We start from the raw sequence: 7,784 nt of genomic DNA, 5'->3' as shown, positions 1-7,784 counted from the left end.
CCGGCAGCCTGATCGGTTCCGCAGCTGGCGGCGGCGCTGGCGGCGCGCTGGGCAACTACATGGGTAATAAAAGCGACGCTGACGATGATCGCCGCTCCCATCGTGGGGGCGATCGTCGCTACTACCGAGATGGCCATCCCGGCCGCGGTCATGCTTATGGGCATCGCAAGCATAAGAAACACTACCGTCATCATTGAGTCTTGATCACCCGTTGACGGGTAGATAAAAAATCGCAGCCCCCGGGCTGCGATTTTTTTTGCCTATCAAACCACCAAGCGCTCAAGTGCCGTACGCAGTCCAGCAGGAATCGCCACCGGCTGATTTGATGCACGGTCCACAAACACATGCACGAAGCGACCCGCTGCGCAGGCTTCAGCATCACCGGCCTTGAACACTGCCAACTCGTACTGGACCGAACTGTTGCCCAGCTTGCCGACCCGCATGCCTATCTCTATCCGATCCGGAAAGGCAATTGAGGCGAAGTAATCACAGGCTGAACTCACCACAAAGCCGACTACTTCGCCGTCATGGATATCAAGGCCCCCGACTTCGATCAGGTAGGTATTAACAGCGGTGTCGAAAAAACTGTAATAGGTGACGTTGTTGATATGGCCGTAGACATCATTGTCGTGCCAGCGCGTGGTGACCGGCTGATAATGCGGGTAATCGGACCGTTGGGGCATGGGGTTGGACATCAATATCTGTTCCTGGAGTGGTAAGGCAATCCAAGGCAGGCCGCGGGGTATCTTGCGCAAGCCTGCCGGCGAAGGCGGTGTTACATTTACATCACCTTGAAATCTGCGAATTGTTTGCCTGCAGAAGCCAACTCGCCAATCAGTCGCGCCGGTTTCCACTGATCACCCTGCCGGGTCTCGAGCGCCAACAACCGCTGGTGAATATCTGCCAGACCTTGCTGATCCGCCCACGCCATTGGCCCACCTTTCTGCGCCGGGAACCCATAACCATTGAGGTAAACCAGATCAATGTCGTGTGCCGAGTCAGCGATACCTTCCTGAAGAATTTTCGCACCTTCGTTGACCAATGCCAGCAAGCAGCGCTCCAGAATCTCCTCAGAGGCGATCTCGCGGCGCTGGAAGCCTGATTCCTCACTGACTTCGAGCACCAGCGCATCGACTTCCACATCGTGTTCAGCCTGACGGCTACCCGCCTCGTAATGGTAATAGCCATTGCCGCTCTTCTGCCCAAAACGACCCAGCTCGCACAGCCGGTTATCTACCTGGACTTCGGGAGCATCCTGACCCTTGCCGGATAATTCACGGGCGCGCCACTCCAGGTCTATCCCGACCACGTCGTACATGCGGAAAGGCCCCATCGCAAACCCGAATTCCTGCAGCGCAGCGTCGACCTGGTGTGGAAAGCCACCCTCGAGCAGCATCTTGCGTGCTTCAAGTACGTACGGGTGCAGCATGCGATTGCCAATGAAACCGTGACAGTTGCCGGATACCACGCTGACCTTGCCCATGCGCTGGCCCAACGCCAGAGCCGCCTCAAGTGCTGCTGGCGATGTCTGGGCGCCGCGGACGATTTCCAGCAGCTTCATGATGTGCGCGGGACTGAAGAAGTGCAGACCCAGCACTTGAGCGGGACGACGAGTAACAGCCGCAATCGCATCGATATCCAGTGCTGAAGTGTTGCTCGCCAGAATGGCCTCGGGTTCAAGCAAGTCATCCAGTTCGCGGAAGATTTTCTGTTTCAGCTCAAGGTTTTCGTAGACCGCTTCAATTACCAGATCGACATCGCGAATCGCTGCGTAATCCGCCGCCGCCGTCACTCGCGCAATCCGCGCCTGCGCTTCAGCCTGGTCGATCCGACCCTGGCGCACGTTATGGGAGTAGGTCTCGGTCACGCTGGCGATCGCCTGCTCCAGCATCTGCGGATTGTTGTCGACCCATTGCACCGCAACCCCGGCATTGGCCAGGCACATGACAATGCCACGGCCCATGGTGCCCGCGCCAATCACGGCGGCGCGCTGAATATCGAACGGTGTCTGGCTCATGTTTGTTCTCTTGTTGGCGATCCAAAGACAGCCCTCACCATAATCAGACGCCGTCCATTTTTGAAATTTATTCCTGTGATGCGAGACATTCAGCGGATGGATGCATTTTGTAAGCTTCGCTCCTACAGACCCGCTCTAGCTCGAAAGATGTTGCTCAGCCCACCTGCGTACATCGCCATACGGATAGGCCTCCAGCGCCGCGAAACCTGGAATAGAGCGCGCCTTGAGCTTGGTAAACAACGGTACGCTGACGCCGCACAGAAACCTGGTAACGCGCTCAGCCGAGGGAACATTCCCGGTGTGCTGCTCATGCCTCTGGATAAATTCGCTGGAGATCGCTTCGAATTTTTTATCCACAAGTGCTGGAAGCTCGGGGGGCGATGGAAGTTGCGCCACTTTTCCGTGACACACCGAACAATGGCCGCATTGCTGCGGCGCGTTTACATCGCCAAAGTAGTCGGCCAGGCGATAACCCAGGCAGCGATCGGTGGCAAAGAGTGCCAGCATGGCGTGAATACGCGCGACTTCAGTGTGCTCATGTCGGGAAAAATAGCGGTGCAGTTCGGCGCTCAGCTCCTGACTGTCGAAGTCCGCTTGCAAAAGATTGTAGACCTCGGTCATTTGCTTGCTTTCCAGCTCGACCCAACCCTTTTCCTGGAAGTAATCCAGCGCCTTGACCACTCGGTTTCGCTCGGCGGAGTGCTGCTCGTATAACGCGTCGAAATTCACTGTCGCCCAAGTCCGCGCACGCGCAGATGTCTGGATGATTGCCGCCACAAAATCCTTGCGTTCGCCCTCGAAGCGCGCGAGCAATTCTTCAGGCTCCTGCAAATATTTGAAGCGATACTCGGCGTAGTACGCGTAACGTGGCGAGATGACTCTGCGCAGCTCCAGTTGCACCAGCAACGTCTTGAGCGGTAACTGACGAATGTTGCTTTGATCCGCCAGCGGCCCCAGCAGGAATTCCCACTGACCGTGCGGCGCCGCTGCCTGCAGTTCTTCAAGGACGTGGCGGATGCCATCAAGTTCCGGCGTGTCCCCATAGACGAAGTTTTCCAGGACGTTGAGGCTGTCGCGGTTAGCCAGTACCAGGCAGTCCGAAGGCTGCCCGTCACGCCCGGCCCGGCCGATTTCCTGACTGTAGTTTTCGATGGATTTGGGCAAGTCGAAATGCACCACGTTCCTGATGTCGCTTTTGTCGATGCCCATCCCGAACGCAATTGTGGCAACGATGCAACTGGACTGGCCGCCCATGAAGCGTTTCTGGATTGCCTCCCGTTGCTCGTGGGGCAAGCCGGCGTGGTAGGCCTCAGCCTGAATGCCATTGCGTTCGAGATGCTCGGCAATGAGTTCTGCGGTTTTTTGCAGGGTGACGTAGACAATGCTCGGCTGGGCAGGGCGCTCACTCATCCACTCGACGAGGCGTTGGCGCTTGTCTTGCCCGCGTACCGGCTCGACCAAAAGGTTGAGGTTTGGCCGATAGAAACCCGTGGTCACCACGTCATCGGTTGCAATCGCGAATTTCGCCTGCATGTCGGCGATCACTTTCGGTGTGGCAGTGGCCGTCAGCAGAAGCGCCTGAGGGATATTGAACTGACGCTGATAGTCCGGAAGCTTGAGGTAATCAGGACGGAAATTATGCCCCCACTCCGAGATGCAGTGCGCCTCATCCACGACTAACAGTGAGATCTGAACTTGCTGTAGGAAATTACGGAAACGCTCGTTTTTCAGACGCTCGACAGAAATCATCAGAATCTTCAGCTCGCCGGACCTGGCGCGAGCCATCACATCACTCGCGTCATCACGATTTTGCGCGGAATCGATGCTGCCCGCGCTGATGCCATGACGTTGCAGAAACGCCAACTGGTCCTGCATCAATGCCAACAACGGCGAGACCACCAGCGTCAGGTGCGGCAGCAGCAAGGCCGATAGCTGATAACAAAGCGACTTGCCCGAGCCGGTGGGGAAAATCGCCGCCGCCGAGCGCCCTGCCAGCACAGCGCTGATCGCCGCTTCCTGGCCGGGCCGAAACTGTGGATAACCGAAAACCTGTTCCAGGGTGTTATGCATAAGCTGTCACTCCGTTGACCGCCGCGAAGCCCAAAGCCTAGCCGGTAATCGCAGCGCGTCGAGAAAAGGTCGGGGGTAAAAAAGATACCGGATGATACCGCGTCCACCAGAACAGACCTCGCCACAGGTAGAAACAAACGGGGCACTTTGCCTCCCTGCCGCCCGACCTTTTCCACCGGTAAGGTTCACTTTCTAAAATCTTTCTGCGCATGCTCAACACGGCAGGGAAACCTTTTCCACGCGCAGACCCAGGAAGGAACGACCATGCTACACCGCCCCTTTTTTCCACTCGCCTGCGTGCTTGCATTGCCTTTTGTAATAAGCGGCTGCGTGACGAACTCCACGCAGCCGTCCATCGACCCGACCCCGTTTGAAACGCCGGAATACCACGCCCAGAAAGGACTGGCAGTGATTAATGCCTCTTCCCTTTATGCCCGCGGTGGGACCGGTCAGAACGTGGCCGTAGCGCTTATCGATTCGGGTTTGAATAGCAACTTGCCGGAATTCCAGGGAAGACTCAGCGATCCTGGCTTCGACCATGTCGAAAACAAGCCGGGCACCGTTGATCGAGTTGGTCACGGCACCCAGATGGCCGGGATACTCGCGGCCAACAAAAATGACCGGGGCATGCATGGCGTTGCGTTCAACGCCCGGATGATCCCCTTCCGTTTCGGCGACGACAACGAGCCGTTTTTTTTTGACGCAGAGATTGCAAAATCCTGGCAGACCGGCTTTGACAAAGGTGCGCGCATCCTCAATAACTCATGGGCCAACGCCATTCCAGCTACGGAGATAAACGAGGCTCGCTATAACCAGGTCATGCCCGAATCCTTGGTGGCCGCCCGCAAACTGGTCAACGACGGTGCGGTGTTCGTATTCCCGACAGGTAACGAACTGAAACGTGAGCCCTTGGCCGAGCCCGGCTTGCCGCTCGCATTGCCCGAACTGGAAAAGGGCTGGATCGCTGTGGTCGCTCTGAAAAACGACGGTAGCGCAATCAATGCCAAATCCAACTATTGCGGTGTCGCGGCGGCTTGGTGCATCGCGGTTCCTGGTGGTGACGCCGGCGTGGAGCATGGACTGCTGACCACCAGCAAGGATGGCAAGTATGTGCAAACCGCAGGCACTTCGCCGGCTGCCGCCATGGTTAGCGGCGCGCTGGCAGCATTGCAAAGCCGTTATCCGGAACTCAGCACGCAGCAAGTACGCGAACGACTGCTGGCAACGGCAAACCGGTCAGGCATTTACGCCAACAGTGAGGCTTACGGTCGAGGGTTGATGGATCTCGACGCAGCCTCGCGGCCGGCTCCGGAATCCACGATTAACTGAGCTTCATTGAAAAGACAGCTTCAGCGGGTTTCACGCTCGCTGATCTAACTGGCGCTGAAGTCGATGAATCACCTTCAAGTGCCAACCTGACATTCTCGAAATGCCCTACTGACTCTGATGTGCACCCGCTTAGGCCCTGCGCGAAATGCCTGAGGACAATGTAGGAAATGTCACCTGTAAGGATGCTCACTAAAAAGTCCGCGGAAACACGTAGGACGGATACCCGAAGGTCGTTAAAACGCCTACACACCCTGTCCACTGCGGCGGTATTGCCGCAGCGCGTCGCGCGCCTCATAGTTTCCGGCGCAGCTGAAACAGCGTGTCGGCCTGCCCGACTTCTTACAGGACTGACTTAGATGCATGACCGTTATCGCCCACTCAAAAGCAGCTACAGCGACACTCCCGTCCTGGTGATTGACACCGAGGCCGACCCACACGAAATTCTCGACGCCGCCCGGCAACGCATTCGCGCCGCCAGCGATCTGCTCGAAACGCTTTATTGCCTGTGCTTCAAACAAGCCGATTCAAGCGACATCCCCAACATAGTCAGCGCGCTTTACTTGCTCACTCAGGATGGCCGCGACCTGCTGGAAATCGCCCACCAGCGCCTGCCGAAAATCACTGCGTGCAGCACGATCACGGTTGCACAATGAGAGTGAGCCGGCACAAAAAACCGCCCCGTAGGGCGGCTTTTTTTTTACATCTAACCAGTCTTACAACTTCGGCCCGGCAGCCTTGATCGCGTCGCTCACTTCGAACTTCTTGAAGTTCTCGACGAACAGACCGGCGAGTGCTTTCGCAGCTTCGTCATAAGCTGCTTTGTCAGCCCAGGTGTTACGTGGGTTCAACAAACCTGTCTCAACGCCCGGCACCGCCAAAGGCACGTCCAGGTTGATGGTGTCGAGGTGCTCGGTTTCTGCGCCGATCAATGCGCCGCTCTGGATCGCTGCGATCACGCCGCGAGTCGTCGGAATGTTGAAGCGTTTGCCGACGCCGTAGCCACCACCGGTCCAGCCAGTGTTAACCAGGTAAACCTTGGAGCCAAAGCCACGGATGCGCTTGATCAGCAGCTCGGCGTATTCGCCCGCCGGACGCGGGAAGAACGGAGCACCGAAGCAGGTGGAGAAAGTCGACTTGATGCCGCTGCCGGAACCCATTTCGGTCGAGCCCACCAGAGCGGTATAACCGGACAGGAAGTGGTAGGCCGCTTGTTCTTCACTGAGGATCGACACAGGCGGCAATACGCCGGTCAGGTCGCAGGTCAGGAAGATCACCGCGTTTGGCTCTCCACCGAGGTTCTTCTCGGAACGCTTGGCAACGTGCTCCAGCGGGTAAGCAGCGCGGCTGTTCTGCGTCAGGCTGACATCAGCATAGTCGGCGTGCTTGGCGTCATCGATGACGACGTTTTCAAGGACTGCGCCGTGCTTGATGGCTTTCCAGATGACCGGCTCGTTCTTCTCGGAGAGGTCGATGCATTTGGCATAGCAACCGCCTTCGATGTTGAACACAACGCCTTCGCCCCAGCCGTGCTCGTCGTCACCGATCAGGTAACGGCTTTCATCGGCGGACAGAGTGGTTTTACCGGTGCCGGACAGGCCGAAGAACAGGGTTACATCGCCAGCTTCGCCGATGTTGGCAGCGCAGTGCATTGGCAGCACGTCAGCGGCCGGCAGCAGGAAGTTCTGCACCGAGAACATGGCTTTCTTCATTTCACCGGCGTAACGCATGCCGGCAATCAGCACTTTCTTCTGTGCGAAGTTGAGAATCACACAACCATCGGAGTTGGTGCCATCACGCTCCGGTACACATTCGAAGTTGGCAACGTTGAGCACTTGCCACTCTTCACGCCCAGCCGGATTGTACTGGCCCGGATTGATGAACAGGCAACGACCGAAGAGGTTCTGCCAGGCAGTCTGCGTAGTCATCTTGACGGCCAGGTAGTGTTCTTCCGAAGCGCCTACATGCACGTGGGAAACGAAATGCTCTTGCGCGTTGTTGAAAGCCTCGACGCGAGCCCACAAGGCATCGAACTTGTCGGCCGGGAACTTGCGATTGATCGGGCCCCAGGCAATGGCTGCCTGAGTGCTCGGCTCTTCAACGATGAAACGATCGACTGGCGAGCGCCCGGTACGGTGACCGGTACGAACAACCAGCGCGCCGGTATCGGCAAGCTCGCCTTCACCGCGATTCAGAGCTTCTTTTACCAGATCATCAACACTCAGATCGGTGTACACGGCGTTATTGGCTTGCGTCATGAGATTCCCCGTCGGCCAGTGGCCGAGTGTGCTCCAAACGTTTTGTAGTAGAAAGCTGCGCACTACTACCGCGACAAAAAGTGGGCCGGATTATGCCAGAAAAGCCCAAAAAG

At 57.3% G+C, this 7,784-nt stretch carries 6 protein-coding genes and 1 pseudogene; 3 read left to right on the top strand and 4 right to left on the bottom strand.

What is annotated here, in order from left to right:
- Nucleotides 1-197: pseudogene (locus F8N12_RS27960) on the top strand (hypothetical protein); the annotation flags it as partial.
- A 66-nt stretch (nt 198-263) separates the two neighbouring features.
- Here the strand turns inward: F8N12_RS27960 and F8N12_RS22225 are convergent.
- From F8N12_RS22225 to F8N12_RS22215, 3 genes are all read right to left on the bottom strand, one after another.
- Nucleotides 264-695 (bottom strand): acyl-CoA thioesterase, encoded by a 432-nt coding sequence (locus F8N12_RS22225; RefSeq protein WP_150582304.1) that lies wholly within the window; start codon nt 693-695, stop codon nt 264-266.
- A gap of 86 nt (nt 696-781) precedes the next feature.
- Nucleotides 782-2,017: a 3-hydroxyacyl-CoA dehydrogenase gene (locus tag F8N12_RS22220; RefSeq protein ID WP_150582303.1), complete on the bottom strand. Its 1,236-nt coding sequence runs from the start codon at nt 2,015-2,017 to the stop codon at nt 782-784.
- Nucleotides 2,018-2,152: 135 nt separating this feature from the next.
- Nucleotides 2,153-4,087: an ATP-dependent DNA helicase RecQ gene (locus tag F8N12_RS22215; protein ID WP_150582302.1), complete on the bottom strand. Its 1,935-nt coding sequence runs from the start codon at nt 4,085-4,087 to the stop codon at nt 2,153-2,155.
- Nucleotides 4,088-4,351: 264 nt separating this feature from the next.
- On the opposite strand from F8N12_RS22215, the gene F8N12_RS22210 reads away from it, so the two are divergent.
- On the top strand, nt 4,352-5,416 hold the full coding sequence (locus F8N12_RS22210) for a S8 family peptidase (protein ID WP_150582308.1): 1,065 nt from the start codon (nt 4,352-4,354) through the stop codon (nt 5,414-5,416).
- Between the two features lie 356 nt (nt 5,417-5,772).
- On the top strand, nt 5,773-6,069 hold the full coding sequence (locus F8N12_RS22205) for a hypothetical protein (protein WP_150582301.1): 297 nt from the start codon (nt 5,773-5,775) through the stop codon (nt 6,067-6,069).
- A 60-nt stretch (nt 6,070-6,129) separates the two neighbouring features.
- Here the strand turns inward: F8N12_RS22205 and F8N12_RS22200 are convergent, their stop codons facing one another.
- Nucleotides 6,130-7,671 (bottom strand): phosphoenolpyruvate carboxykinase, encoded by a 1,542-nt coding sequence (locus tag F8N12_RS22200; protein ID WP_150582300.1) that lies wholly within the window; start codon nt 7,669-7,671, stop codon nt 6,130-6,132.
- Nucleotides 7,672-7,784: the final 113 nt, after the last annotated feature.

This window comes from Pseudomonas fluorescens (genome assembly GCF_902497625.1).
Lineage (GTDB): Bacteria > Pseudomonadota > Gammaproteobacteria > Pseudomonadales > Pseudomonadaceae > Aquipseudomonas > Aquipseudomonas fluorescens_BQ.
This window is presented reverse-complemented; position numbering and strand designations above follow the sequence as displayed.